This is a genomic window from Variovorax fucosicus (assembly GCF_030316825.1).
GTDB lineage: Bacteria > Pseudomonadota > Gammaproteobacteria > Burkholderiales > Burkholderiaceae_C > Variovorax > Variovorax fucosicus.
Genome location: NZ_JASZYU010000002.1, coordinates 312,078 through 337,978, shown reverse-complemented (window position 1 = coordinate 337,978; position 25,901 = coordinate 312,078). Strand labels below are relative to the sequence as shown.

23 protein-coding genes are annotated in these 25,901 nt (G+C 65.8%); 11 read left to right on the top strand and 12 right to left on the bottom strand.

What is annotated here, in order from left to right; translation table 11 throughout:
* The 7 genes from QTI05_RS13765 to QTI05_RS13735 all read right to left on the bottom strand — a co-directional run bounded on the left by QTI05_RS13765 (position 1) and on the right by QTI05_RS13735 (position 8,338).
* The gene (locus tag QTI05_RS13765) at positions 1–771 is read right to left on the bottom strand and encodes an ABC transporter ATP-binding protein (protein ID WP_286539068.1); all 771 of its coding nucleotides are present in this window, start codon (positions 769–771) and stop codon (positions 1–3) included.
* A gap of 21 nt (positions 772–792) precedes the next feature.
* Positions 793–1,959 (bottom strand): branched-chain amino acid ABC transporter permease, encoded by a 1,167-nt coding sequence (locus tag QTI05_RS13760; RefSeq protein WP_286621779.1) that lies wholly within the window; start codon positions 1,957–1,959, stop codon positions 793–795.
* Positions 1,960–1,972: 13 nt separating this feature from the next.
* Positions 1,973–2,902: a branched-chain amino acid ABC transporter permease gene (locus QTI05_RS13755; protein WP_286539070.1), complete on the bottom strand. Its 930-nt coding sequence runs from the start codon at positions 2,900–2,902 to the stop codon at positions 1,973–1,975.
* 241 nt (positions 2,903–3,143) lie between these two features.
* A complete protein-coding gene (locus tag QTI05_RS13750; RefSeq protein WP_286621777.1) occupies positions 3,144–4,436 on the bottom strand; it encodes a replication-associated recombination protein A in 1,293 nt (430 codons plus the stop codon).
* Positions 4,437–4,489: 53 nt separating this feature from the next.
* Positions 4,490–5,125, bottom strand: a complete 636-nt coding sequence (gene lolA, locus QTI05_RS13745; protein WP_286539074.1) for an outer membrane lipoprotein periplasmic chaperone LolA — start codon at positions 5,123–5,125, stop codon at positions 4,490–4,492.
* Positions 5,126–5,142: 17 nt separating this feature from the next.
* Positions 5,143–7,533 (bottom strand): DNA translocase FtsK, encoded by a 2,391-nt coding sequence (locus tag QTI05_RS13740; RefSeq protein ID WP_286621776.1) that lies wholly within the window; start codon positions 7,531–7,533, stop codon positions 5,143–5,145.
* Positions 7,534–7,663: 130 nt separating this feature from the next.
* On the bottom strand, positions 7,664–8,338 hold the full coding sequence (locus QTI05_RS13735) for a Crp/Fnr family transcriptional regulator (protein WP_286539076.1): 675 nt from the start codon (positions 8,336–8,338) through the stop codon (positions 7,664–7,666).
* Positions 8,339–8,499: 161 nt separating this feature from the next.
* On the opposite strand from QTI05_RS13735, the gene trxB reads away from it, so the two are divergent.
* From trxB to rpmG, 3 genes are all read left to right on the top strand, one after another.
* Positions 8,500–9,450 (top strand): thioredoxin-disulfide reductase, encoded by a 951-nt coding sequence (gene trxB / locus QTI05_RS13730; RefSeq protein ID WP_286539077.1) that lies wholly within the window; start codon positions 8,500–8,502, stop codon positions 9,448–9,450.
* Positions 9,451–9,615: 165 nt separating this feature from the next.
* Positions 9,616–9,849 carry a 50S ribosomal protein L28 gene (gene rpmB, locus QTI05_RS13725; protein ID WP_028251282.1) on the top strand — a complete coding sequence of 78 codons (234 nt, stop codon included), beginning with the start codon at positions 9,616–9,618 and terminating at the stop codon, positions 9,847–9,849.
* An 11-nt stretch (positions 9,850–9,860) separates the two neighbouring features.
* Positions 9,861–10,034 (top strand): 50S ribosomal protein L33, encoded by a 174-nt coding sequence (gene rpmG, locus QTI05_RS13720; RefSeq protein WP_007830291.1) that lies wholly within the window; start codon positions 9,861–9,863, stop codon positions 10,032–10,034.
* Between the two features lie 128 nt (positions 10,035–10,162).
* On the opposite strand, the gene QTI05_RS13715 is transcribed toward rpmG, so the two are convergent.
* The 3 genes from QTI05_RS13715 to QTI05_RS13705 form a co-directional block, all read right to left on the bottom strand.
* Positions 10,163–11,377: a DesA family fatty acid desaturase gene (locus QTI05_RS13715; RefSeq protein ID WP_286539078.1), complete on the bottom strand. Its 1,215-nt coding sequence runs from the start codon at positions 11,375–11,377 to the stop codon at positions 10,163–10,165.
* A gap of 130 nt (positions 11,378–11,507) precedes the next feature.
* On the bottom strand, positions 11,508–12,779 hold the full coding sequence (locus tag QTI05_RS13710) for an RsmB/NOP family class I SAM-dependent RNA methyltransferase (RefSeq protein ID WP_286621775.1): 1,272 nt from the start codon (positions 12,777–12,779) through the stop codon (positions 11,508–11,510).
* Between the two features lie 38 nt (positions 12,780–12,817).
* On the bottom strand, positions 12,818–14,674 hold the full coding sequence (locus tag QTI05_RS13705) for a M48 family metallopeptidase (RefSeq protein ID WP_286621774.1): 1,857 nt from the start codon (positions 14,672–14,674) through the stop codon (positions 12,818–12,820).
* A gap of 38 nt (positions 14,675–14,712) precedes the next feature.
* Here QTI05_RS13705 and QTI05_RS13700 point away from each other — a divergent pair, with 38 nt between their 5' ends.
* The gene (locus QTI05_RS13700) at positions 14,713–14,949 is read left to right on the top strand and encodes a DUF1653 domain-containing protein (protein ID WP_286539081.1); all 237 of its coding nucleotides are present in this window, start codon (positions 14,713–14,715) and stop codon (positions 14,947–14,949) included.
* 22 nt (positions 14,950–14,971) lie between these two features.
* Here QTI05_RS13700 and purN read toward each other — a convergent pair whose 3' ends face one another.
* The gene (gene purN / locus QTI05_RS13695) at positions 14,972–15,556 is read right to left on the bottom strand and encodes a phosphoribosylglycinamide formyltransferase (protein ID WP_286539082.1); all 585 of its coding nucleotides are present in this window, start codon (positions 15,554–15,556) and stop codon (positions 14,972–14,974) included.
* A gap of 130 nt (positions 15,557–15,686) precedes the next feature.
* Between purN and QTI05_RS13690 the strand changes: the two genes are divergently transcribed.
* The 3 genes from QTI05_RS13690 to QTI05_RS13680 are packed head-to-tail and all read left to right on the top strand — an operon-like array spanning position 15,687 to position 19,405.
* The gene (locus QTI05_RS13690; RefSeq protein WP_286621773.1) at positions 15,687–16,868 is read left to right on the top strand and encodes an acyl-CoA dehydrogenase family protein; all 1,182 of its coding nucleotides are present in this window, start codon (positions 15,687–15,689) and stop codon (positions 16,866–16,868) included.
* 12 nt (positions 16,869–16,880) lie between these two features.
* The gene (locus QTI05_RS13685) at positions 16,881–17,996 is read left to right on the top strand and encodes an acyl-CoA dehydrogenase family protein (protein WP_286621772.1); all 1,116 of its coding nucleotides are present in this window, start codon (positions 16,881–16,883) and stop codon (positions 17,994–17,996) included.
* Between the two features lie 29 nt (positions 17,997–18,025).
* Positions 18,026–19,405 carry an alpha/beta fold hydrolase gene (locus QTI05_RS13680; RefSeq protein WP_286621771.1) on the top strand — a complete coding sequence of 460 codons (1,380 nt, stop codon included), beginning with the start codon at positions 18,026–18,028 and terminating at the stop codon, positions 19,403–19,405.
* Between the two features lie 18 nt (positions 19,406–19,423).
* Here the strand turns inward: QTI05_RS13680 and QTI05_RS13675 are convergent, their stop codons facing one another.
* Complete coding sequence (locus QTI05_RS13675; protein WP_286539086.1) at positions 19,424–19,981, bottom strand: HNH endonuclease; 558 nt, start codon at positions 19,979–19,981, stop codon at positions 19,424–19,426.
* A 168-nt stretch (positions 19,982–20,149) separates the two neighbouring features.
* Here QTI05_RS13675 and QTI05_RS13670 point away from each other — a divergent pair, with 168 nt between their 5' ends.
* From QTI05_RS13670 to QTI05_RS13655, 4 genes are all read left to right on the top strand, one after another.
* Positions 20,150–21,175, top strand: a complete 1,026-nt coding sequence (locus QTI05_RS13670; protein ID WP_286621770.1) for a bifunctional riboflavin kinase/FAD synthetase — start codon at positions 20,150–20,152, stop codon at positions 21,173–21,175.
* A gap of 170 nt (positions 21,176–21,345) precedes the next feature.
* On the top strand, positions 21,346–24,198 hold the full coding sequence (gene ileS, locus QTI05_RS13665; RefSeq protein WP_286621769.1) for an isoleucine--tRNA ligase: 2,853 nt from the start codon (positions 21,346–21,348) through the stop codon (positions 24,196–24,198).
* Positions 24,198–24,707 carry a signal peptidase II gene (lspA, locus tag QTI05_RS13660; protein ID WP_286539089.1) on the top strand — a complete coding sequence of 170 codons (510 nt, stop codon included), beginning with the start codon at positions 24,198–24,200 and terminating at the stop codon, positions 24,705–24,707. The genes ileS and lspA overlap by 1 nt, the downstream gene beginning before the upstream one ends.
* A 133-nt stretch (positions 24,708–24,840) precedes the next feature.
* A complete protein-coding gene (locus tag QTI05_RS13655; RefSeq protein WP_286621768.1) occupies positions 24,841–25,848 on the top strand; it encodes a LacI family DNA-binding transcriptional regulator in 1,008 nt (335 codons plus the stop codon).
* The last annotated feature ends 53 nt before the right edge of the window (positions 25,849–25,901 follow it).

Sequence of the window (25,901 nt, the reverse complement as noted above, 5' to 3'; positions counted from 1 at the left end):
TCAATGTCCTCCAGTGCCGAGGTACGCCTCGATCACTTTTTCGTTCTTCTGCACGTCGGCGGGAATGCCTTCTGCAATCTGTTTGCCGTAGTCGAGCACCGTCAGGCGGTCGCACAGGCCCATGACGAGTTTCACGTCGTGTTCGATGATCAGCACCGTGCGGTTGTCGGCGCGGATGCGGCTGATCAACTCGCGCAACTGCATCTTCTCGGTGGCATTCATGCCGGCTGCCGGCTCGTCCAGCGCGATGAGCTGCGGGTCGGTGGCCAGCGCACGCGCAATTTCGAGCCGGCGCTGGTCGCCATAGCTCAGCGTGCGGGCCTTGAAGTCGGCGTACTTGCCGACGCCCACATAGTCGAGCAGCTCCTGCGCGCGCTTCTTGATCGCGGCCTCTTCGGCCTTGAAGCTGCCGGTGCGCAGGATCGCGCCGAACACACCCGAATGGGTCCGGATGTGGCGCCCGACCATCACGTTCTCGAGCGCCGTCATGTCGGCGAACAGGCGGATGTTCTGGAAGGTGCGTGCGATGCCGGCCTTGGCGACCTCGTGCACGGCCGTCGGCTTGTAGGGCTTGCCGGCCAGCTCGAAGGTGCCGCTGTCGGGCGTGTAGAGCCCGGTGATCACGTTGAAGAAAGTGGTCTTGCCGGCACCGTTCGGGCCGATCAGTCCGTACACCTGGCCGCGCTTGATGGTGATGCCGACATCCGACAGGGCCTGCAGCCCGCCGAAGCGCTTGGAAATGCCGCGGACGTCGAGAATGGTTTCAGTCATTTTGTGATGTTCCTGTGCCGCTCAAGGGTTGATCGACATCGGACGCGAAGCTTCGCCCGGCACTTCATCAACGGGTGCATCCAGCACGCCGCCCGCTGGAGGCGTCGGCGGTGCCCCCGGTGCGGCACGCACCTTGCCGTGTTCCGGCGAAGGCCAGAGGCCGCGCGGACGCACCAGCATGATCACGATCATGGCGAGCGCGATGAACAACTGGCGCAGGATCGAGGCATCGAGCCGGCCGTCGGTCATGGACTGCAGCGGGCCGGCCACATAGCGCAGCACTTCGGGCAAGGCCGACAGCAGCACGGCGCCCAGAATCACGCCCGGCAGGTGGCCGATGCCGCCCAGCACCACCATCGCGACGATCATCACCGACTCCATCAGGCTGAAGGACTCGGGCGACACGAAGCTCTGGAAGGCCGCGAACATCGCGCCCGATACGCCGCCGAAACTGGCGCCCATGCCGAAGGCCAGCAGCTTCAGGTTGCGGGTGTTGATGCCCATCGCCTTGGCGGCGATTTCGTCTTCACGAATCGCCATCCAGGCGCGCCCGACGCGCGACAGCTGCAGGCGGTGGGAAATGATCACCGTGAAGATCACCAGGGCGAGGAACAGGTAGTAGTAGAGCGACACCGACGAGATCGTGTAGTCGCCCAGCTTCAGGGGCCGCCCGAGGTTCACACCCAGGAAGTGGATGGGGTCGATCGCATCGAGGCCCTTGGGGCCGTTGGTCACGTTGACCGGGTGGTCGAGCGTGTTCAGGAACACGCGGATGATTTCACCGAAGCCGAGCGTCACGATCGCCAGGTAGTCGCCGCGCAACCGCAGTGTCGGCGCGCCGAGCAGCACGCCGAACATGCCCGCCAGCACCAACGCCAGCGGCACCACCACGAACACCGAGATGTGCAGCCCGTTCGGGAACATGGCCTTGATGGCCGGGAAGGTGTCGGTCAGGTGCGGCGAGCCGAGCAATGCGAACAGGTAGGCCCCGATCGCAAAGAAGGCCACGTACCCGAGGTCGAGCAGGCCGGCGTAGCCGACCACGATGTTGAGGCCGAGCGACAGCAGCACGTAGAGCAGCGCGATGTCGACGATGCGGACCCAGGCATTGCCCTGGGTTTGCAGCAGCAAAGGCAGCACCAGCAGGCCGACCGCGGCGATCAGGAACCAGACGATGTTCTTTTTCATGATGGCTGCTCCTTCAGGCACGGTCCGCCACGCGCTCGCCGAGCAGGCCGGATGGCCGCACCGTGAGCGTGAGGATCAGGATGACGAAGGCGAAGATGTCGCTGTGCTGGCTGCCCAGCACGCCGCCGGTGACGGTGCCGAGGTAGCCGGCGCCGATGGCTTCGATCAGCCCGAGCAGGATGCCGCCGACCACCGCGCCTGCCAGGTTGCCGATGCCACCGAACACCGCAGCCGTGAAGGCCTTGAGACCGGGGCCGAAGCCCATCGCGTGCTGCGCGATGCCGTAGTTGGAGGCGTACATCACGCCGGCGATGGCCGCCAGCACGGCGCCGATGATGAAGGTGGCCGAGATCACCATGTCGGGCCGGATGCCCATGAGCGAGGCGACGCGCGGATTCTCTGCCGTGGCCCGCATCGCGCGGCCGAGCTTGGTGTAGTTGACCAGCCAGGTGAGGATGGCGAGCGAGATGGCCGTGACCACGAGGATCATGATCTGCGTCGGCGAAATCGCGGCGCCGCCGACGATGATCGATTCGCTCGGCAGCAAGGTCGGATAGGCCTTGTTGGTCGGGCGCCAGATGATCATGGCCAGTGTCTGCAGCAGGATCGACATGCCGATGGCGGTGATGAGCGGCGCCAGCTTGGGGCTGTTGCGCAGCGGCCGGTAGGCCACTTTTTCGATCACGAAGTTGAGCGTGGCAGCAACCACGCAGGCAATGATCAGCGCGATCAGAAGGATGAGCCAGCCTGGCGTGCCGGGCATCCCTTCCTTCATGAGGCCGATGATGGTCCAGCTCGTCAGAGCGCCCACCATCAGCACTTCGCCGTGCGCAAAGTTGATCAGGTTGATGATGCCGTACACCATGGTGTAGCCCAAGGCTATCAAGGCATACATGCTGCCCAGAACCAGACCGTTGATGATCTGCTGCAGCAATATTTCCATAGAGAAATCCCTCGTTTGATGCACCGATGCCGGTGCAGTTCGCCGTCCACGGCACCGATCCGGTGCCATGCATCTGACTAGCAAAAAGCCAGCCAACCAAGGGGGTTGGCCAATGAGTGGGCGGGATTGTAGTCACGGGCCTTCACCGAATCGGTGCGCGCTTACCCGGGTTTACCCGTTCTGTCTCATGCTGTTTTTGCTTGCGCCCATGCACGGCATGCGTGCGGGCTGCACCCCGCCATCAATCGCCGTCTTTTTTGTTCAGGCGGCGCAGCTCGCGCAGCTTTTCGGCGATGCGGATTTCGAGGCCGCGTTCGACCGGCTCGTAGAAGCGCTGCCCTTCCAGCCCGTCGGGCAGGTAGCGCTCGCCGGCCGCGAAGCCGCCCTCCTCGTCGTGCGCGTAGCGGTAGCCACGGCCGTAGTCGAGCTCTTTCATGAGCTTGGTCGGTGCATTGCGCAGATGCATGGGCACCGGCCGCGTGCCGTCTTTCTTGATCAGCGCGCGCACGTCGTTGTAGGCCTTGTAGATCGCGTTCGACTTGGGTGCCATCGCAAGGTAGATCACGCACTCGGCCAGCGCCAGTTCGCCTTCGGGCGTGCCGAGCCGCTCGTACACCTCGGCGGCATCGAGCGCGAGCCGCAGGGCGCGCGGGTCGGCCAGGCCGATGTCTTCGCTGGCCATGCGCACCAGCCGGCGTGCCATGTAGCGCGGATCGGCGCCGCCGTCGAGCATGCGCACGAACCAGTAGAGCGACGCGTCGGGGTCACTGCCGCGCACCGACTTGTGCAGCGCGCTGATGGTGTCGTAGAACTGCTCGCCGCCCTTGTCGTAGCGGCGCATGCGCTCGCCGAGCACGCGCAGCAGCCACTCGTCGTTGATCTCGGCGAGCTTTTCGGCGGACGCCGCGACGGCCAGGGTTTCGAGCGTGTTGAGCAGACGGCGTGCATCGCCGTCGGCATAGGCCACCAGCCGGTCGATCGCCGTGCCGGCGATGGCGGGCACCGCCTTGATGTCTTGCGCGCGCGTGACGATCTGCCGGAGGTCGTCTTCGTTGAGGGGCTGCAGCACATACACCGCGGCGCGTGACAACAGCGCCGAATTGACTTCGAACGAGGGGTTCTCGGTTGTCGCGCCGATGAAGGTGAAAAGGCCCGATTCCACGTGCGGCAGGAACGCGTCCTGCTGGCTCTTGTTGAAACGGTGCACTTCATCGACGAAGACGATGGTGCGGCGTTGCTCGAGGCCGTCGCGCGCAGCGGTGGCGCGCTCCACCGCATCGCGGATGTCTTTCACCCCGCCGAGTACCGCGCTGATGCTGAGGAACTGCGCGTCGAAGGCATCGGCCATGAGCCGCGCGATCGTGGTCTTGCCGGTGCCCGGCGGCCCCCAGAGGATGCAGGAATGCGGCTGACCCGATTCGAATGCAATGCGCAGCGACATGCCCGGCCCCAGCAGATGCTGCTGCCCGATCACCTCGCCCAGCGTGCGGGGGCGGAGACGTTCGGCAAGCGGCTGGTGCGGGGTGGAAGCCATCGATCGGAAAAGTTGCAAGTCAAGACGGGCTGCGGCGCCCCTACCCGCGGCGCTTACTGCTTGAGCACATCGGCACCCGCAGGCGCCTTGAAGACGAAGGTGCTGGCGCCGAGCGCGGGGTTGACCTCGACCTTGCCGAACTTGAGCACCGAGCGCTGGCCGAAGCTGTCGAGAATTTCGAGCGCGGCTAGGCCTTCGCCCTGAAAGCCGACCAGCACGCTTTGCAACTGGCCATCCTTGTTCTTCGGCGTGGCCTTGACCCACTCGAGGCCGTCGCGCGCCGGTGCGCCTTCCAGCGCGAAGTCGGCCTGCAACGCGCGCAGGTCGGGCGCCGCTGCGATCAGCGCAGCAGGTGTCGAGCCGAGCGCCTGCGCCTGGGCCCGTTGCGTGACCTGGTTCAGGTCGGCGTCGTAGAGCCACAGCGTCTTGCCGTCGGCCACGATGGTCTGCGCAAAGGGCTTCTGGTAGTCGAACTTGAATTTGCCGGGGCGCTGGAATTCGAAGGTGCCGGTCGAGGTCTTGACGCGCGAAGGCTGCCCGTCCTTCGAAGGCGCGGTCACGGTCTGGGTGAAATCGGCGCGGCCGGACTTCACGTTCTTGACGAAAGCTTCAAGGCTTTCCATGCCGCCGGCCCAGGCACCGCCGGCTGCCAGCATCCATACCATCGCTGCCACAAACTGCTTCTTCATTCAGGTTCCCTGTTCGATCACTCGGCGCGCGCCGGCACCAGGATCTCGCGCTGGCCGCTGCCACTCATGGCACTGACCAGCCCGGCTTTTTCCATGTCTTCGACCAGCCGCGCGGCGCGGTTGTAGCCGATCTTCAGGTGGCGCTGCACCAGCGAAATGCTGGCCTTGCGGTTCTTGAGCACGACTTCGACCGCCTGGTCGTACATCGGGTCTTTCTCCGCGTCGCCGCCGCCCTCGCCCATCAGATCCCCCTCGCCGTCGACGGTTCCGCCTTCCAGCACGCCGTCGATGTAGTCGGGCTCGCCCTGGCTCTTCAGGTAGGCCACCACGCGGTGCACTTCCTCGTCGCTCACAAACGCACCATGCACCCGAATTGGCAACCCCGTACCACTCGGCATGTAAAGCATGTCACCCATGCCGAGCAACGCCTCGGCGCCCATCTGGTCGAGGATGGTTCGCGAGTCGATCTTGCTGGACACCTGGAATGCGATGCGGGTCGGAATGTTGGCCTTGATCAGGCCGGTGATCACATCGACGCTCGGGCGCTGCGTGGCCAGGATCAGGTGGATGCCGGCGGCGCGCGCCTTCTGCGCCAGGCGGGCGATCAGTTCTTCGATCTTTTTGCCGACCACCATCATCAGGTCGGCCAGTTCGTCGATCACCACCACGATGTGCGGCTCGCGCTGCAGCGGCTCGGGCGAATCGGGGGTCAGGCTGAACGGGTTGTAGACGAACTCTTCGCGCGCCTTGGCTTCGTCGATCTTGGTGTTGTAGCCGGCCAGGTTGCGCACGCCGAGCTTGCTCATGAGCTTGTAGCGGCGCTCCATTTCGGCCACGCACCAGTTGAGGCCGTGCGCAGCCTGGCGCATGTCGGTGACCACCGGCGCCAGCAGGTGCGGGATGCCTTCGTAGACCGACATTTCGAGCATCTTCGGGTCGATCATGAGCAGGCGCACGTCGCGCGCCTCGGCCTTGTAGAGCAGGCTCAGGATCATTGCGTTGATGCCGACCGACTTGCCCGAACCGGTGGTGCCGGCGACCAGCACGTGCGGCATCTTGGCCAGGTCGGCCACGATCGGGTTGCCGATGATGTCCTTGCCCAGGCCCATCGTGAGCATCGACTTGCCCTCGTTGTAGACCTGCGAGCCGAGGATCTCGCTGAGCTTGATCGACTGCCGTTTGGCGTTCGGCAGCTCGAGCGCCATGTAGTTCTTGCCGGGGATGGTTTCAACCACGCGGATCGACACCAGCGAGAGCGAACGCGCCAGATCCTTGGCCAGCCCGACGATCTGCGAACCCTTCACGCCGGTGGCGGGTTCGATTTCGTAGCGCGTGATCACCGGGCCCGGCGACGCCAGCACCACACGCACTTCGACGCCGAAGTCCTTGAGCTTCTTCTCGATCATGCGCGAGGTCATCTCGAGCGTGTCGGGCGACACGGTTTCCTGCCGCACCTGCGCCGCGTCGAGCAAATCGACCTGCGGCAGCTTGCTGTCGGGCAGCTCGCGGAACAGCGGTTTCTGGCGCTCCTTGGCGACGCGGTCGCTCCTGGGCACCTCGGTCATGGCCGGCTCGATCTGCACCGGCGGCGAGGCCGGGCGCCGCTTCGGGCGCGGATCGATGCGCAGTTCCTCGTCGGGCGCCTCGACGCCGTCGGGTTGCAATTCACGCTCGTCGGAGGTGAGCTCGCGCCGCTCGCGCACCGCCTTCTTGCCGAGCGCGATGTCTTCCGCGATTTCGCGCTTCTCGCGGCGCAGCTCGAACAGCGAATAGACGCGTGCGCCAATCCGCTCGGCCAGGTGCGTCCACGAAAAGCGGAACACCAGCGCCGAGCCGATCACACCGGCCGCGATGGCGATCAGCGCCGAGCCGGTGAAACCGATCCACTTGACGCTCAACGGCCCGACGAAATACCCGAGCACGCCGCCGCCATGGCCCGGCAGCCGGAACTCGAGGCGGTAGAGACGCGACCATTCGAGCATGGCGCTGGCCGCCAGCAGCAGCAGCAGACCGAACCAGAATGCGAGGCGGCTGCGATTGAAGCGGCCCGGCGGCGGCATGTCGACCGGTGCGGCGTCGCCGCCACGCAGCCAGCCGGCCAGCGACGAAAGCCAGACGCGCACCCCCGCGGCAAAGCACCACCAGACCGAGTAGCCGGCCAGGAAATAGCTGCCGTCGGCGATCCACGCGCCGAGCCGTCCGCCCCAGTTCTTGACCTCGCCACCCGTGCCCGACGTGGACCATGCGGCGTCCGAGGGCGTGTAGCTGAACATCGAGAGCAGCCAGAACAGCAGCACGGCGAAGCCGGCGATCAGCGTGATCTCGTGCGCGAAGCGCATTGCCCGCAGGCGCACGGGCTGGCCGTCGGCCGCCGTGGAGGATTGGAGGGTATTGAGCGAATAGGTCATGGAAAGCAAAGCCGCCACCGCGCACCAACGTGCGGGCAGCGCTCAGTCACATTAACGGAAACGGGCGCGGCCGCGTTGTCAGCGCCGCGGACAGACAGTCGGGCACGCGGGGACGCGGCCGGCCGAACCATCAGGTGAGCGATGAGAGCCGATCCTTGACGATCATCGAGCCGTCGGCCTGCGTCTGGACGAAGCCGCGCTCCTCGAGATCCTTCATGACCCGACTCACCATCTCGCGGGAAGCACCGACCATCTTGGCCAGATCCTGGCGCGAGATCTTGTCGCGCACCTTGAGATTGCCGGCGCCATCGTCCACGGCAAATTCGAGCAACGAGCGCGCAACGCGGCCATAGACATCCATCAGCGCGAGCGATTCGATCTTGCGATCCGCATGCCGAAGACGCTGCACCAGGCCGCGCATGATGTTGTGCGCCATCGACGAGTTCTCGGGCAGGCAACGCGAGAAGGCTTCGCGGCCCAGCGTCAGCACGTCGGTCTGAACCTCGGTGCGCACCGTGGCCGAGTGGGGCTCGTCGTCGATCAGGCTCATCTCGCCGATGTAGTCGCCCGGCTGCAGGGTGGCAAGGATCACCTCTCGGCCACGGCTGTCGGTGCTCATCACGCGCGCGCGTCCGGTCAGGATGATGTAGAGCGCGTCGGACTTCTTGCCTTGTTCAACCACCACTTCGGCGCGCTTGAAGCGCTTCTTGACGATCGCGTCGGCAATACTCGCCGACTGCGTGGGCGTCAGTGCGGCGAACAACGGCACGCGCCGCAGCAGTTCAAGGTTCGAAAGCATCGACATTCATCATCCCCGGAAGTCGCGCGAAGTTGAATACCAATGGATTCATACAATCGCGCGCATTGAAAACACCACCGCGTCCGGTTTGAACCGAACGGTGATACTCCTGCTATCACCCTCGAAAATGTACACGCTGAGGCGGTGCAACCCATAGGCTTTCTACCATGTCATCGACCCAACACGCCAAGGTTTTGATCCTTGGCTCCGGCCCCGCCGGCTACACGGCGGCCGTCTACGCAGCCCGCGCCAACCTCCAACCCCTTCTCATCACCGGCATGGCCCAAGGCGGCCAGCTCATGACAACCACCGACGTCGACAACTGGCCAGCCGATGTGCAGGGCGTGCAGGGGCCCGAACTCATGCAGCGTTTTCTGGAACATGCCGAGCGCTTCAAGACGCAGATCGTGTTCGACCACATCGACAAGGTCGACTTCAGCAAGCGCCCCTTCACGCTGAGCGGCGACAGCGGCACCTACACCTGCGATGCGCTCATCATCGCGACCGGCGCCTCGGCCAAATACCTGGGCCTGCCGTCCGAGCAGACCTTCATGGGCCGCGGCGTCTCGGGTTGTGCCACCTGCGACGGCTTTTTCTACCGCGACCAGGAAGTTTGCGTGGTCGGCGGCGGCAACACCGCCGTCGAAGAGGCGCTCTATCTCTCGAACATCGCGCGCAAGGTCACGCTGGTGCACCGGCGCGACAAGTTCAAGGCCGAGCCGATCCTGGTCGACAAGCTCAACGAGAAAGCGGCCGAAGGCAAGATCGAACTCAAGGTTCACAACACGCTGGAAGAAGTGCTGGGCGACGCGTCGGGTGTCACGGGCATCCGGCTGAAGAGCACGCTGACCGGCGCCACCGAAGATATCGCCCTCAAGGGCTGCTTCATCGCGATCGGCCACCATCCGAACACCGACATCTTCGAAGGCCAACTCGACATGAAGGGCGGCTACATCATCACCCGCTCGGGCCTGCAGGGCTTCGCGACCATGACCAGCGTGCCCGGCGTCTTCGCCGCCGGCGACGTACAGGACAACATCTATCGCCAGGCGATCACCAGCGCGGGCACCGGCTGCATGGCGGCGCTCGACGCCCAGCGCTTCCTGGAGCAGGAATAAGCTACAACCCCGCCGGCTCGGGCTATAATCCTAGGCTTTGCCGAATTCGGCCGGGGTACCGCCACCCGTTTCTGGCGAGGTCAAGCTGCAAAACACCCCGCGACGCCTTGTCGCGAAGGCCTTCGGGCCTATCGGGTGCCAGCTGTTTATGAAAGAAGTGTCCACATGGCACGCGTATGTGAAGTCACGGGCAAAGGCCCGATGGTCGGGAACAATGTTTCCCACGCCAACAACAAAACCAAGCGCCGGTTCCTGCCGAACCTGCAATACCGTCGTTTCTGGGTCGAAACAGAAAACCGTTGGGTGCGTCTGCGCGTTTCGAGCGCCGCCCTGCGCCTGATCGACAAGAACGGCATCGACGCCGTGCTCGCAGACCTGCGTGCACGCGGCCAAGCTTAAGGAGCTGAATCATGGCAACGAGCAAAGGCGGACGCGAAAAGATCAAGCTGGAATCCACTGCGGGTACCGGCCACTTCTACACGACCAGCAAGAACAAGAAGACGATGCCTGAAAAGATGTCGATCATGAAGTTCGACCCGAAGGCGCGCAAGCACGTCGAATACAAGGAAATCAAGCTGAAGTAATTCAGCGCGATCCATAAAAAAACCCGCTGCGATCCAGCGGGTTTTTTGTGGGCGCTTGAATGCGATCCCCCAACAAAAAGCCGGCCCGAGGCCGGCTTTTTGGTGAAAGGCCGAAGGCCCCTTGCGCCCTAGCTCCGGGCCGCCCGCAGGCGGATCGAGAATTCGCGCAGCGCCGCGATACCGCTCGCCTCGGCACGATGGCACCAGCCGGCCAGATCGGCCGCGAGTTGCTCGCGCGATTGCGACGTGTTGAGCCAGAGCTGACGCAGCTCTTCGCGCATCGTGACCATCTTGTCGAGCACCGGATGGGCCTGGCGGGCCTGGGCCAGGCTCGGACGGGCAGCCGCAGGCACCTTGTCGTCGTCGCGGTGCAGCCAGCGGTTGGCGGCCTTCAGCACGGACAGATCCGCACCCTTTGCCTTGAGCTGCGCCAGTTCGCCCTTGGCGGTGCGGCGCATTTCGCGCGCGTAACCAGCCATCACTTCGTAGCGGTTCGCGATGACGGCTTCCAGCGTTTTCTGGTCGGCCACCGGCTGGATGTCGCCCATCAGCATCTTCGGCGGCACCTTCTTGACCTTCGCCCAGCCGATTTTCTGCATCATCTGGATGTAGACCCAGCCGATGTCGAATTCGTACTTCTTGACCGAGAACTTGGCCGAGGTCGGGTAGGTGTGGTGGTTGTTGTGCAACTCTTCACCGCCGATGATCAGGCCCCAGGGCGAAACATTGCGGCTCGCGTCCGGCGCTTCGAAGTTGCGGTAGCCCCAGTAGTGGCCGATGCCGTTGATGATGCCGGCGGCGGTGATTGGGATCCAGAGCATCTGCACCGCCCACACGGCCATGCCGAGTGCGCCGAACAGGGCCAGGTTGATGACCAGCATCAAGCCCACGCCTTGCCAGCTGTAGCGGGTGTACAGGTTGCGCTCGATCCAGTCATCGGGCGTGCCGTGCCCGTAGCGCTCCATCGTTTCCTTGTTCTTCGACTCGGCGCGGTACAGCTCGGCGCCGCGCCAAAGCACTTCGTCGATGCCCTTGACCTGCGGGCTGTGCGGGTCTTCTTCGGTTTCGCACTTGGCGTGGTGCTTGCGGTGAATGGCCACCCATTCCTTGGTCACCATGCCGGTGCCGAGCCACAGCCAGAAGCGGAAGAAATGCGACGGGATCGCCCCGAGATCCATGGCCCGGTGCGTTTGCGTGCGGTGCAGGAAAATCGTGACCGCGGCGATCGTGATGTGCGTGGTAACGAGCGTGTACAACACGACTTGCCACCATGTGAGATCCCACAAGCCGTGTCCGAGCCAGTCGATGGCCGCACTCAGAACGGTAGAGTCAGGAAGCAACATTGAGTCAGGTACTCCATGGCCGCACGAAGGTGCAGCCTTCAGGTAGCCTGTGATTTTAAGGGTTCGACCCCGAAAAGGGGGCTAAATCCTTGATAGATCGCAAGTTTTCCTGATCTTTGGAGCCTTCCACCTACACACGGTTCCAAATGGCGGCAAAGAAACCGTCGGTGGCGTGCCGGTGCGGCCACAGACGCAGGTAGCGTGCGCCACTCTCGCCGCCAACGCACAGATCCGGCGCGCCCTCGACCTTGAGGGCGGCCAGCAGTTCGCCGGCCTGCTGCGGCACGAAATCGGGATGGGCGGCCGAAAAGGCCTCGGCGATGGCCTCGTTCTCTTCCGGCAACACACTGCAGGTGGCGTAGACCAGCCGGCCGCCCGGCTTCACCAGCCGCGCCGCGCTCTGCAGGATCGCCGTTTGGGTGGCGGTCAGTTCCTGCACGGACTGGGGCGATTGGCGCCATTTGAGATCCGGATTGCGGCGCAGCGTACCCAGGCCCGAGCAAGGCGCGTCGACCAGCACCCGGTCGATCTTGCCTGCCAGCCGCTTGATCCGGTCGTCGCGCTCGTGCGCGATGGCGGCCGGATGCACGTTCGACAGCTTGCTGCGCGCGAGCCGCGGCTTCAGCGCATCGAGTCGATGGGCGGAAGTATCGAAGGCGTAGAGCCGGCCGGTGTTGCGCATGCTGGCGCCGATGGCCAGCGTCTTGCCGCCCGCACCGGCGCAAAAGTCGACCACCATCTCGCCGCGCTTGGCGTCCAGCAGCAGCGCGAGCAACTGCGACCCTTCGTCTTGCACCTCGACCGCGCCGCGCGCAAATGCGTCGAGCTTGTTGAGGTTCGGTTTGCCGTCGATGCGCAGGCCCCACGGCGAAAACGGCGTCGCCTTGACGGGAATGCCCGCCAGCTTGAGCTCCTTCTGGACGTCGGCGCGTTTCTCGTTCAACGCGTTCACCCGCAGATCCAGCGGTGCCGGCTGCTGCAGGCTTTCGACCAGCGACCAGAAGCCGCTGCCGAGTTGGGCCTTGAGCGGCGTCACCAGCCACTCGGGCAGGTTGTGGCGATGGCGCTCCAGCAGGTCGGCCTCGTTCACCGCGTCGCAGTTGTCGAGCCAGCGCTTTTCGACATCGTTGAGCGCGCTTTTCAGGAAATCGCGCGGGCCGGGAAAGCCCAGAATCGCCATGCGGCGCTCCTTCGAGCCCGTGCCGGAAGGCGACAGGTGGTCGAACAGCAGCTTTTTGCGCAGTACGGCGTAGACGGTCTCGGCCAGCGTGGCGCGCTCGCGCGGGCCGAACTCGCGGTGCTCGCGAAAGAAGCGCGCGACGACCGCATCGGCGGGGTGATCGAATTTCAGGACAAGGCCGACCAGATCGGCGCTCGCCTCCAACAGGGCTTTGGGATGCATCGACCGATTGTCCCATTGGCCCACTGGCCACCGTGGAGTCAGACGCTGCCACGCGCCCAGGTGATGCCGAAGGTCTGGCGTTCGATCTCTTCCAGCGTGGGCGAGTAGCCGGCCCACAGCACCAGCGCGATACCGGGCAGGCTGAGCGAGCGTTCCAGCGCGCGGCACAGGTGATAGCGCTCCTCGTCGTCCAGGTCCGGCAGCTCGATGAAAACGATGTAGGCGCGCCGCCAGCGAAACTCGCGCAGGTTCTTGCGCACCAGCCAGGCCCGCGTGGCGGGCTTGCACCGCAGCAGGTCGGCCCGCAGCTCGCCCAGCTCGAACTCGCTGAGGTCGTGCCGCCCGATCTGGCTGAAGAACGGCGTGTCGACGATTTCCTCCCAGGCGCGGCGCTCGGCCTCCTCGGCGTCCTTGCGCCGGGCTCGCCAGTACTTGAGTGCGGCCTCGTCGTAGGCGCCGGCATCGGGATTTTCAAGCGATTCCACCGCATGCTGGGCCGCCCACCAACGGCTCGGCGCGTCGGACGCATGCAGTTGCTCCAGCAGCGCCAGACCGGCCGCCCGCTCGCTCACCGGCAGGGTCTGAACCAGGCCGCGCAGCGCCCCCGCGTGGTCGGGCGTGTGCTGCAGCGCACGCTCGTAGCGTTCGCGCACCTCGGCGCGGGCGTCGAAGCGGCGCTCGAGGTCGGCCCACTCCACCATCTCGCTGGCGTTGTGCCGGCCTGCGCTCTCGGCCAGCGCCGCAATGCGATCACGCATCCGGCCGAGGTAGGCGTGATGCTGGCGCCAGTCGTCGGCCTGGCGCCGGCGCCATTCCTGATCGAAATGTGCGACCCATTTATCGGGGTCGGTCAGCAGGTCGAGCGCCGCGCCGCGCGACCAGCTCGGCAGCGCCGGTTTCTGGTCGAGGGCTTCAAGCCGGTCGCGCAGCACCGGATGGGTGTCGTCGACATCGCTCACCTGGCGCAACGCGCGGCGCAGTGCCTCGCGCGCGAACTCGGGCGGGGGAGGTTCGCGGAAACGCTCGCGCAGCGTGACGAACGGCGCGGCCACCGTGCCTTCATGCGCGGCGCGAGCCCAGTGGCCGGACCAGAACGACTGCGCGTACCAATGGCCCTTTATCGCGATTTCGGTCAGGGCTTCGGCTGCGACGGCGTTGCCGAGCAGCATGGCGGAAATGCGGTCGGCCTCGTACTCGTCCTGGCGCGCCAGCGCGAAGGTACGCGCGGCAAAGCGCGGAAAGTACCAATGGAAGAAGGCTTGCGATACCAACGCCATCGGGCCTTCGTTGCGCTGCAGGCTGGCATCGAGCCGGAGCCAGGACAGGCGGGTGCGGTAGATCCAGGCACTGAGTCGGCCGTGGTTGCCGCGCAGGTGGCCGTATTCGTGCGCCAGCACCGAGAGCAGCCGGCGCCGTTCCAGCGCCATCAGCAGTGGCAGCCCCAGGCTCAGGCAGTTGACTGCGCCGCCGAACAGCCCGTAGCGCGGCGCCTGCCGGATGCTCGCGTTGAACTGGTCATCGAGGTAGACCTCGTGGATCGGCGGGCCGTCGATCTTCGCGCGGATGCGGTCGAGAGCCTTGAACAGGCCGGGCGCGTCTTCGGGCAGTAGCCGCACGCCGTCAGGCGCATCGAACCGCACCCACAACGCCCGCAGCGTGACCCAGAACAGTCCGATCCCGAACACCAGCGCCCAGACGCGGCCGACCTGAAACCGCCCTTGCCCCAGCGGCGTGAGCGCCCAGACGATCACGGCGAGGGCCAGCAACAGGCACGCAAACACCCAGAGGTAGCCGAGCGCCGCAAACAGCGCCACGCCGCGCCGGTAGCGCGCGCTGTCGTCGGCGCTGGCATGCTCGCTCAACCGCACCAGATGAATGAAATCTGCCCGATCCACCCCACCTCCTCATGGCTTCGTTACCAAGGACACCCTACATGCAAGACACCGACCTGCCACCGCTGATCGAAACCCCGCCCGGCCTTTACCGCCACTACAAGGGCGGCGAGTACGAGGTGATCGGCACCGTGCGCCACAGCGAAACGCTGGAGCCCATGACGCTCTACCGCGCCCTCTACGGCGCGCGGGGCCTCTGGGTTCGGCCCGCCACGATGTTCGGCGAGTCGGTCGTTGTCGATGGCGTCCTGCAGCCGCGCTTCACCAAGCTCCCATAGCTAGGGGCGAAGAAACATATTGTCACACTCCGGCCAGCCACGCCTCGATCGCCTGCGGATAAATGCGGTGCTCCTGCGTCAGCACCCGCGCAGCCAGTGTTTCGGCGTTGTCGTCAGGCAACACCGGCACCACCGCCTGGGCCAGGATCGGCCCGTGATCGAGTTCGGCCGTGACCTGGTGCACCGTGACGCCAGCCACTCTGCAGCCGGCCTCTAGCGCCCGCCGGTGCGTATGCAAGCCCGGGAAAGCCGGCAGCAGCGAGGGATGGATGTTGACCAGCCGCCCCGCGTAGTGCGCGACGAAGCCCGGCGTGAGGATGCGCATGAAGCCGGCCAGCACCACGAGCGCCGGCGCATGCGCATCGATTTCTGCCGACAGCGCGGCATCGAAAGTCTCGCGTGAATCGAACGCCCGGTGGTCGACCACGGCCGTGGCGATGCCGAGCCCCCCGGCGATTTCGAGCCCGCCCGCCCCTGGCCGGTTGCTGACGACAGCCGCCACGCGCGCGTCGAAGCGCGCGCCCCAGCGCCCGCGCTCGGCGGCCCGCACGATGGCGGCCATGTTGGAGCCTCCGCCCGAAATCAGGATCACGATGTTCTTCTGCATTGGGCGCGGATTATCGAGGCCGCATGTCACGGCCTCGACACTCCGTTTGTGCACGATCGTGCTAAAACGCGCAGCTGGCACGGAGACAGCCGCCCTTCGGCGGCGCCGCACAGCACACAGCGAGGCACGCATGGATTTGAGCTTCACGCCCGAAGAACAGAAGTTCCGCGAGGAAATTCGCGCCTGGGTCAAGGAAAACCTGCCCCAGGACATCTCGAACAAGGTTCACAACGCGCTCGACCTGACGCGCGACGATCTGCAACGCTGGGCCAAGATCCTCGGCAAGAAGGGTTGGCTCGGCTACGGCTGGCCGGCCCAGTTCGGCGGCCCCGGCTGGACCGCCGTGCAGAAGCATTTGTTCGAAGAAGAAACCGCGCTGGCCGGCGCGCCCCGCATCATTCCGTTCGGCCCCGTGATGGTGGCGCCGGTGATCCAGGCCTTCGGCAACGCCGAACAGCAAAAGCGCTTTCTGCCCGGCATCGCGAGCGGCGAGGTCTGGTGGAGCCAGGGCTACAGCGAGCCGGGCTCGGGCTCCGACCTGGCGTCGGTCAAGACCAAGGCCGAACGCAAGGGGGACAAGTACATCGTCAACGGCCAGAAAACCTGGACCACGCTTGGCCAGCACGGCGACTGGATGTTCAACCTGGTTCGCACCAGCAACGAAGGCAAGCCGCAAACCGGCATCAGCTTCCTGCTGCTCGACATGAAGTCGCCGGGCGTCACCGTGCGGCCGATCAAGCTGATGGACGGCAGCCACGAGGTGAATGAAGTGTTCTTCGACAACGTCGAAGTGCCGGCCGAAAACCTGATCGGCGAAGAGAACAAGGGCTGGACCTACGCCAAGCACCTGCTCAGCCACGAACGCACCAACATCGCCGACGTGAACCGCGCCAAGCGCGAGCTGGAGCGGCTCAAGCGCATTGCAAAGAGCGAAGGCGTCTGGGACGACCCGCGTTTCCGCGACGAGGTGGCCAAGCTCGAGGTCGACGTGGTCGCACTCGAGATGATGGTGCTGCGCGTGCTGTCCGCCGCCGTTTCGGGCAAGAACTCGCTCGACGTGGCCGGCCTGCTCAAGATCCGCGGCAGCGAGATCCAGCAGCGCTACAGCGAACTCATGATGCTGGCGGCCGGCCCGTTCGCGCTGCCGCTGATCCGCGAAGCGATGGAAGCCGGCTGGCAGGGCAACTTCCCGGGCGGCCAGGTGTCGCTGGCGCCGCTGGCCTCGACCTTCTTCAACATGCGCAAGACCACCATCTACGGCGGCTCGAACGAAGTGCAACGCAACATCGTCGCCCAGACGGTGCTGGGCTGAGGAGACAAGAACATGGATTTCAATTTTTCGGACGACCAGGAACAACTGCGCGACGCCGTGCGCAAGTGGGTCGACAAGGGCTACGACTTCGAGCGCCGCCGTGCCACCGAAGCGGCGGGCGGCTTCTCGCGCGAGGCGTGGGACGAACTGGCCGAGCTCGGCCTGGCCGGCCTCTACATCCCGGAAGACGACGGTGGCATGGGCATGGGCCCCGTTGAAGGCATGGTCGTGATGGAAGAGCTGGGCCGAGGCATCGTGCTGGAGCCGCTCGCCCAGGCGCTGATCGCGGGTGGCGTGCTGTCAGGCTATGCCGACGAGGCCATCAAGGAAAACTGGCTGCCGCGCATTGCCGGCGGCCAGGCGCTCGTGGTGCTGGCCTACCAGGAACGCAAGGCACGCTACAAGCTCGACCACTGTGAAGCGAAAGCGACTGCAGCCGGCAACGGCTATGCGCTGAACGGCACCAAGAGCATCGTGGCAGCCGGCGACGAAGCCGATGCCTATATCGTGCCGGCACAGCTCGACGGCAAGATCGCGCTGTTCCTGGTCGAGCGCGCGGCCAGCGGCGTCGAGGCGCGCGGCTACGGCATGCAGGACGGCAGCCGCGGCGCCGAGGTCGTGTTCGACAAGGCAGCCGCCAGCCTGATCACGAAAGACGGCCTCGCCGCGCTCGAGCATGCCGTCGACATCGGCATCGCAGCGCTGTGCGCCGAAGCGGTCGGCGTCATGGACAAGACGGTGGCGCTCACGGTCGACTACATGAACCAGCGCAAGCAGTTCGGCGTGACCATCTCGACCTTCCAGGCGCTGCGCCATCGCGTGGCCGACATGAAGATGCAACTCGAGCTGGCCCGTTCGATGAGCTACTACGCCACGCTCAAGCTCAACGCCCCGGCGGCCGAGCGGCGCCAGGCGATGGCGCGGGCCAAGTACCAACTGGGTACGTCGATGCGCTACGTTGCCGCGAACTCGGTGCAACTGCACGGCGGGATCGGCGTGACCGACGAATACATCGGCAGCCACTATTTCCGCAAGCTGACGCAGATGGAAATGACCTTCGGCGACTCGCTGCATCACCTCGGCGAAGTGTCGGCGCGCATGAACGACACTGCCGGCGTGTTTGCCTAGGGGGCGGAGGCTCCATTCAAAGAGACCTTATGCATACTCGCCGCCACCTTCTCCTCACCGGCATGGCTGCATCCTTGCTTGCCGCCTGCAGCACCATGTCCACGTCTTCCGAGCGCCCGCCGATCGTCTTCATGCATGGCAATGGCGACTCGGCTGCGCTTTGGCAGACCACGATCTGGCGCTTCGAGTCGAACGGCTGGCCGCGCGACCGGCTGTTTGCGCTCGACCAGCCGCTGCCGCTCGCGCGCGACACCGACACGGTGGCTCAGCCGGGCCGCACCTCGACCGCCGAGTCGATGGCGTTCCTGCAGGCCGAAGTCGACCGCGTGCTGAAGGCGACCGGCGCGAGCAAGGTCATCCTGCTGGGCAACTCGCGTGGCGGCAACACCATCCGCAACTATGTGCAGAACGGTGACGGCGCGGGCAAGGTGAGCCATGTCGTGCTCGGCGGCAATCCCGCGCACGGCATCTGGGCGGTGAAGGGCTTCAACGAACAGAGCGAGTTTTCGGGCCTGTCGAGCTTCGTCCAGCAGCTCAATGCACCCAAGGGCACGAACGGCGACGAGATCACGCCGGGCGTCCGCTGGCTCACGCTGCGCTCCGACAGCAACGACAAGTACGCCCAGCCCGACGGGGTCTGGATCGGCACGCCGGGCAAGCCGACAAACATCGGCTACGACAGCCCGGCGCTCAAGGGCGCCACCAACGTGGTGCTGCCGCGTGCCGACCACCGCGAGACCTCGTTCTCGCCCGCGGCCTTCGCCGCTACCTGGCAGTTCCTGACCGGCAGCGCGCCCGCGACGACAACCGCCACACCCGAAGCGCGCATCGTGCTCGATGGCCGGCTCACCGGCTTCGGGCTCTCGAGCACCGACCCGGCGAGCGGACAGTTCACCAACAACCTCGCGCTGTCGGGGGCGCAACTCGCGGTCTACGCCGTCGACCCGGCCACCGGTGCGCGCCTCGGCGGCGCGGTGCACCGCAAGACCGTCGCGGCCGACGGACGCTGGGGCCCCTTCACTGCGCAGCCCGGCACGCCCTATGAGTTCGAGATTGCTGCCCCAGGCTATGCCACGACCCACATCTACCGCAGCCCGTTCCCGCGCAGCAGCAACATCGTCAACCTGCGGCCGGATCGCATCCTGCCGGCGGACAGCGATGCCAAGGCCATCGTGATCTTCACGCGGCCGCGCGGCTACTTCGACGCCGAGCGCGACGCGATGCGCTTCGATGGCCAGAGCGCCTTGCCGGGCGTGCCGCCGAAGGGATCGGGCATGTCGAGTTCGAAGATCAAGCTGGCGAGCGACACGCAGCGCGCAATCACCGGCGAATTCAATGGCGAGCGCGTCACCGGCCTGACCTGGCCGGCCACGCAGGGCCACATGGCGCTGCTCGAACTTACCTACTGAATAAGTGGCTAAGTGGCGCTAGCCGTGCAGCCGGGAGCTGTGCGGCAAATGCGCCATCAGGAACTCCATCTGATCCGCCAGGATGCGGCGGTTGCGCAGGATGAAGTCTTCCCACAGGCTCGGCACATAGGGCGCATACAGCAGCGGCATGTGGGCCTGCTCGGGCGTGCGGCTGCTCTTGCGGTGGTTGCAGGGCTTGCAGGCCGTGACCACGTTCATCCAGGTGTCGATGCCGTTCTGGGCGAACGGAATGATGTGCTCGCGCGTGAGTTCGTCTTCGTGGAAATGGCCGCCGCAGTACGCGCAGATGTTGCGGTCGCGGGCGAACAGCTTGCTGTTGGTCAGGCCCGGGCGCTGGTTGAAGGGGTTGATGCGCGGCACGCCCTTGGTGCCGATGATGCTGTTGACCACGATCTGCGACTGCAGCCCGGTGGCAGCGTTGTGGCCGCCGCGAAACAGCGCGATCTCGCCCCCGGCTTCCCAGCGCACCTCGTCCGCGGCGTAGTGCGTCACCGCCTGTTCGAGCGAAATCCACGACTGGGGCAACCCCTGGGCTGACAGCTTCAAGACCTTCACCACACGCCTCCAAAAAGAAGAACCACGGAAAGACCAGCGAACCGGCGCAATGACGGTGCGGCGGGAGCCGCTTTCGTTGCACTGCGTCACAATATACCGGCTTTATGACAAATAGCCTTCCGGCGCCCATCCAGCGGGCGCACGGTGCTATCAAAAAGATAACAACCCATGCAGGTATTCCGCGGGTTCCGGCATCCCGGCATCGCGCCGGCGTGCGCCCTCACCATCGGCAATTTCGACGGCGTCCACCGTGGCCACCAGGCCATGCTGGCCTTGCTGGCAACCGAGGCGCGCCAGCGCGGGCTGCCGAGCTGCGTGCTGACTTTCGAGCCGCATCCACGCGACTATTTCGCCGCGCTCGCCAAGCGCCCCGAGCTGGCGCCGGCGCGCATTGGCACGCTGCGCGACAAGCTCACCGCGCTCGCCGCCTGTGGCGTCGACCAGGCGGTGGTGCTGCCCTTCGATGCACGGCTCGCCGCCCAGTCGCCGGACGGATTCATCCAGCAGGTGCTGGTCGACGGTCTCGGCGCCCGCTACGTGCTGGTTGGTGACGATTTCCGGTTCGGCGCCAAGCGCGCCGGCGACTACGCGATGCTGGACGCGGCCGGTGACAGCCGCGGCTTCGATGTGGCGCGCATGAACAGCTACGAAGTGCACGGCCTGCGCGTGTCGAGTTCGGCGGTACGCGAGGCGCTCGGCCAGGGCCGCATGGCGGACGCCCAGGCGCTGCTGGGCCGGCCCTACGCCATATCGGGCCACGTGGTGCACGGGCGCAAGCTCGGCCGCGCGCTCGGCGCCTCGGCGCCCGGCCGCGACGACGGTTTTCGCACTCTCAACCTGCGCTTCAAGCACTGGAAGCCGGCCGCCAGCGGCATCTTCGCGGTGCTGGTGTACGGGCTCGCCGAACGGCCGCTGCAAGGCGTCGCCAACCTCGGCGTGCGCCCGTCGCTGGATGCCAACGATGTCAACGCGGGCCGGGTGCTGCTCGAGACGCACTGCCTCGAATGGCCGGCCGGGCTCGGCGGCGAAGGGGCCTACGGTAAAATCGTGCGCGTGGAACTGCTGCACAAACTGCACGACGAATTGCGCTACACCAGCCTCGAAGCCCTGACCTCGGGCATCGCGAAGGATGGCGACGACGCGCGCGCATTCTTCGCTTCCACCCATCGCCAGACCACGCGCGACCGAATTTGACACTCGCCCCCAGGCGGCGCGCACTTCGTGTCGCGCACGCCAACCCCCTGCCGGGGGCAACACCGGTGGCCCGGCGGAGCCGGTTCCACGGTGTTTCTTGAAAAGATCCCCAAAAGTTTCCTGCACTGCAGGTCGCGCCCACATTCACCCGGTCGAGCAACCAAGCCCTTATGTCTGACGCACTCACTTCCGCTGGCACCGACTACCGCGCCACCCTCAACCTGCCCGACACCCCCTTCCCGATGCGCGGCGACATGGCCAAGCGCGAACCGGGCTGGGTCAAGGAGTGGGAAGACGAAGGCCGCTACCAGCGTCTGCGCGACGCCCGCACGGGCGCACCGAAGTTCATCCTGCACGACGGCCCGCCCTACGCCAACGGCCAGATCCACATGGGCCACGCGGTGAACAAGATCCTGAAGGACATGATCACCAAGGCGCGCCAGCTGGAGGGCTTCGACGCGCTCTACGTACCGGGCTGGGACTGTCACGGCCTGCCGATCGAGAACGCGATCGAAAAGAAGTACGGCCGCAACCTGGGCCGCGACGAGATGCAGGCCAAGAGCCGCGCCTATGCGACCGAGCAGATCGCGCAGCAGATGGTCGACTTCCAGCGCCTCGGCGTGCTCGGCGAGTGGGATCACCCGTACAAGACGATGGACTTCGCCAACGAGGCCGGCGAACTGCGTGCGTTCAAGCGCGTGATCGAGCGCGGTTTTGTCTACCGTGGCCTGAAGCCCGTGTACTGGTGCTTCGACTGCGGCTCCTCGCTCGCCGAATTCGAGATCGAGTACGCCGACAAGAAAAGCCAGACCCTCGACGTGGCGTTCAAGGCGCACGACCCGGCCCGACTGGCGGCAGCCTTCGATCTGCCTGCACTGACCAAGGACGCGTTCGCCGTGATCTGGACCACCACCGCGTGGACCATCCCGGCCAACCAGGCGATCAACCTCAACCCCGAGCTCGACTACGCGCTGGTCGACACCCCGCGCGGCCTGCTGGTGCTGGCCGCCTCGCTGGTCGAGATGTGCCTGAACCGCTATGCACTCGACGGCGAGGTGCTGGCCACGGTCAAGGGCGAGAAGCTCGGCGGCCTCGAGTTCCAGCATCCGCTCTACGACGCGGACGCGGGCTACCGCCGCCTGTCGCCGGTCTACCTGGCCGACTACGCGACCGCCGACGACGGCACCGGCCTGGTTCACTCGTCGCCCGCCTACGGCGTGGACGACTTCAACTCCTGCGTCGCGCACGGCGTGGCGATCGATGACATCCTGAACCCGGTGCAGGGCAACGGCTCGTACGCGGCCGACTTCCCGCTGTTCGGCGGCCAGAACATCTGGAAGGCCGTATCGGTCATCCTGCAGGCGCTGCGCGACGCGAACCGGCTGCTGGCCACCGAAACCATCACCCACAGCTACCCGCATTGCTGGCGCCACAAGACGCCGGTGATCTACCGCGCGGCCGCCCAGTGGTTCGTGCGCATGGACGAGGGCGAAGGCGTGTTCACCAAGGACAAGGCGCCCAAGACGCTACGCCAGACCGCGCTCGAAGCGATCGAGCAGACGAGTTTCTACCCCGAGAACGGCAAGGCGCGGCTGCACGACATGATCGCCAACCGGCCCGACTGGTGCATCAGCCGCCAGCGCAGTTGGGGCGTGCCGATCCCGTTCTTCCTGCACAAGGATTCGGGTGAGTTGCACCCGCGCACGATGGAGATCCTCGACCAGGCAGCCGACATCGTCGAGAAGGGCGGCATCGAGGCCTGGAGCCGCGTGACAGTCGAAGAGATCCTGGGCGCGGCCGACGCACCCAGCTACACCAAGAGCACCGACATCCTGGAGGTGTGGTTCGACTCGGGCTCGACCTTCTGGCACGTGCTGCGCGGCACGCACCCCCATGTGCACCACGAGGCCGGCCCCGAAGCCGACCTCTACCTCGAAGGGCACGACCAGCACCGCGGCTGGTTCCATTCATCGCTGCTGATTGCCTGCGCGCTGGAGGGCCGCGCCCCGTACAAGGGCCTGCTGACGCACGGCTTCACCATCGACAGCCAGGGCCGCAAGATGAGCAAGTCGCTCGGCAACGGCCTCGATCCGCAGGAGGTCAGCAAGAAGCTGGGCGCCGAGATCATCCGCCTCTGGGTGGCGGCGAGCGACTATTCGGGCGACATCGCGGGCGACGACAAGATCCTCGCGCGCGTGGTCGATGCCTACCGGCGCATCCGCAACACGCTGCGCTTCCTGCTCGCGAACACCAGCGACTTCGACATCCGCAAGGATGCGGTGCCGCTCGACCAGTTGCTCGAGATCGACCGGTATGCGCTGGCCCGTGCGGCGCAGTTCCAGGCCGAGGTGCTGGCGCACTACAAGGTCTACGAGTTCCACCCGGTGGTCGCCAAGCTGCAGGTGTATTGCTCCGAAGACCTCGGCGCCTTCTACCTCGACGTGCTGAAGGACCGGCTCTACACCACGGCGCCCGGCTCGCATGCGCGCCGCAGCGCGCAGACCGCGCTGTGGCACATCACGCAGGCGATGCTGCGCTGGATGGCGCCCTTCCTCAGCTTCACAGCCGAAGAGGCATGGAAGCTGGTGGGCACCGGCCAGCCGGGCGAGTCGATCTTCACGCAGACCTACAGCCAGTTCGGTGCGCTTGACGACGCGCTGCTGGCCAAGTGGACGCGCATCCGCGAGATCCGCGACAGCGTCAACAAGGAAATCGAAACGGTGCGCACCGAAGGCAAGGTCGGCTCGTCGCTGCAGGCGAACCTCGCGCTCACGGCCGGCCCGCACGACCATGCACTGCTGGCCAGCCTGGGCGACGACCTGAAGTTCGTGTTCATCACGTCCGCAGTTCGATTGACGGCGGGCGAGAGCCTGTCGATCGCCGTCAAGGCCAGTTCCGATGTGAAGTGCGAGCGCTGCTGGCACTACCGCGCCGATGTGGGCCACGATGCCGCGTACCCGACGATCTGCGGCCGCTGCACCAGCAACCTGCACGGCGCGGGCGAAGTGCGGAGCATTGCCTGATGGCCCGCACCGCTGCTTCCACGTCGTTCGGCAAGAACACCGGCGTCTGGCCCTGGATCGGGCTTGCGCTGGTCATTCTGATCATTGACCAATACACCAAGACGCTGATCGTCGGCTACTACCAGTACGGCGGCTACACCACCGTCACGAGCTTCTTCAACATCGTGCGGGCTCACAACACCGGCGCAGCCTTCTCGTTCCTGGCGGACAGCTCGGGCTGGCAGCGCTGGCTGTTCACAGGCATCGGCGTGGCGGCGGCGGCGTTCATCTTCTGGATGCTGAAAACGCACGCGGGCCAGAAGCTTTTCTCGTTCGCGATGGCCTGCATCCTGGGCGGCGCGATCGGCAACGTGATCGACCGCATGATGCACGGCTACGTGGTCGACTTCCTGGACTTCCACTGGAGAAACTCGCACTTCCCGGCCTTCAACGTGGCCGACAGCGCGATCACGCTCGGCGCGATCTGCCTGGTGCTGGACGAGTTGCGCCGCGTGCGCCGTGCGCGCTGAGCGCCTGCGCCCTGTTCCTGCTTCGGATCTGAAACCGCACCGACCCGGCCAGGGCTAGTGCGGTTTTTTATCGACCGTCATCACGGCGTCATGGCACCGCGGTGCAATGTAAACGTTTACATGGCGCCGATCGATGAACATTCAAAACGTTGCCCGCCACGCCGGCGTCTCCATCGCCACGGTGTCGAGGGTCTTCAACTTCCCCGACAAGGTGGCGCCGGCCACCCGCGAGTTGATCGAGCGCGTGGCCAAGGAACTGGGCTATGTGGCGAACACGAGCGCGCGCACGCTGCGCACCCAGCGCAGCCGGGTGCTGGGTGTTGTGCTGCCCACCCTGCTGAACCCGACCTTCGCCGAATACCTGCAAGGCATTGCGCAGGCCGCCGCTGCAGGCGGCTACGCCATCGTTCCGGTCACCACAGGCTACGAGCTCGACCAGGAAGAGCGCGCGGTGAACCAATTGATTGCGGGCAATGTCGCCGGCATGATCCTGGTCGTCTCCAACCCGTCGAGTTCGGTCGCGCTGCAGCGGCTGAACGCTGCGGCCGTGCCCTATGTGCTGGCCTACAACATGCACCCGGCGCACCCCTGCGTGTCGGTCGACAGTGAAGGCGCGTCGGCCGAGGTCGTCGCCCACCTGGTGCGCCTGGGCCACCGGCGCATCGCCATGGTCAGCGGTACGCTGGCCGCGTCGGATCGCGCGCAGCAGCGCTGCCGCGGCTATCTCCGGGGCATGGCCGACGCGGGCCTCCGCGCACCGCCGCTGCTCGAGGTGCCCTTCGTCCAAACCGCCGTGGAGGCATTGCGCCACTACCTGCAAAAGACGCCGCGGCCTACCGCCCTTTTCTGCTCGAACGACCTGCTCGCCATCCGCAGCATCCGCGCCGCCCATCTGAGCGGGCTGCGGGTGCCGCGGGATCTGGCGGTGGTCGGCTTCGACGGCATCGCACTCGGCGAAGACCTGACGCCCGCGCTCAGCACCGTGGCGCAGCCCAACCACGATATCGGCCGCCATGGTGTGGAGTGGCTGCTGCGCTCGCTGGAAGACGGCACGCCGCTGACGCCCGAAGCCAGCCTGCGTCTGCCTCACACGTTCCGCGAGGGTGAGTCCTGCGCCGCGGCACCTGCCGACAGCACCTGACCTGCGTCCTCGATCTTTTCAACCCCTGTCCCCAACCTCCCATCCACTCCAGG